Annotated in this window: 2 protein-coding genes; one reads left to right on the top strand and one right to left on the bottom strand. The window is 73.7% G+C overall.

Going from position 1 to position 1,272, the window contains the following annotated elements; genetic code table 11:
* Nucleotides 1-8 precede the first annotated feature (8 nt).
* Nucleotides 9-425: an Hsp20/alpha crystallin family protein gene (locus U4E84_RS17710; RefSeq protein ID WP_322533395.1), complete on the top strand. Its 417-nt coding sequence runs from the start codon at nucleotides 9-11 to the stop codon at nucleotides 423-425.
* A gap of 15 nt (nucleotides 426-440) precedes the next feature.
* Here U4E84_RS17710 and U4E84_RS17705 read toward each other — a convergent pair.
* A partial coding sequence (locus tag U4E84_RS17705; protein WP_322533394.1) for an FAD-binding oxidoreductase occupies nucleotides 441-1,272 on the bottom strand: 832 nt, incomplete at its 5' end.

Raw genomic sequence — 1,272 nt, 5'->3', positions numbered from 1 at the left:
GTGAGCCCGTGAGCCGACTCGTCGAGACCGGTCGGTCCGCGCTCCGGAGCGCCCTCGAACGCGTCGGCCGCGGGTGGGGGAAGGTACAGGAGCGCCGACCGCTCTCGTACGACCTCCTCGAGAGCGACGACGCCTACCTCGTCGTCTTCGACGCGCCCGGCGTCCGCGGCGAGGACGTCGACGTCACCTTCCTCGACCGCACCGTCGAGGTGGACTTAGAGCGCTTCCGCGACTTCTACGACGGCCACGAGCTCGTGTTCCCCGGCCGCGGCGTCTCGCTGTCCGGCAGCGTCGACCTCCCGCGCGACGCCGACGTGACGCCCGAGGGCGCGAACGCGACGCTCACCCGCAACGGCACGCTCCACGTCGAGATCCCCAAACGCGGCGGGTCGAGCGACGTCGACGTGGTCGAGGAGGCCGACTGACGCGCCGGCTGCCTCTTACATATCGTCCGTCCGATTCGACAGCGACATCCCCTCCGCGATCTCGAACTCCTCGTCGCCGTCGAACCGCGTCGGGTCGAACGCGCCGATCCACGGGGAGTCCGGGTCGTCGAACGCGACGCCAGCGAGCGACGCGAGCACGCCCTCTGCGACCGTCTCACCGACGGCAGGCGCGCGCATGAACCCGTGTCCCTGCCAGCCGGCGGCGACGAACAGCGTGGGGTCGGACTCCACAGATTGATCTATCGGCCCCGCGATCGGGTCGCCGTCGGGCGTCGCGGTACAGAGTCCGGCCCACGCCCGCGAGCCCTCTGGATCGCTGTCGGTCGGGTCACCTCGCTCGGCGCGGGCGAGCCGCTCGCGGAGGACGGCGCCGGCGTCCTCGCGGAACCAGTCGTCCGCCTCGCGCCGGTAGTCGTCGGGGTCGGCCGGGACCGGCTCCGTGCCGTCGCCAGCGAGCAGGCCGTCCGGGTGCGGGCGGAGGTACGCGTCCGCGGTCGCGTCGTACACCATCGGGCCGTCGTATGGCTCGGGGGCGACGAGCGCCTGAACTCGGTAGGGGACGACCGGGACCGAGACGCCGGCGTCCGCGAGCAGCGACCGCGTGTGCGCGCCGGCGGCGACGACGACCGCGTCGAACGCGCGTGGTTCGGTCCCCGAACTCCCGTCGCCCCCGGCGTCGCGGACCCGGATCTCGCGTCCCGGGTCGGTCCGCGGGCCGAGCGCGACCGGAATCTCCGTCTCGATCGCAACGCCCTCGCGGGCGGCCCGCTCGCCGAGCGCGCGGACGTAGCTCGGCGGGGCGGTCCATCCCGCCCCCTCTGCGCCC

The organism is Halorubrum sp. AD140 (assembly GCF_034497445.1).
In the GTDB taxonomy this organism is placed as follows: domain Archaea; phylum Halobacteriota; class Halobacteria; order Halobacteriales; family Haloferacaceae; genus Halorubrum.
Note: the sequence above shows the minus strand (reverse complement) of the source record. Positions and strands in the feature narration are given on the sequence as shown.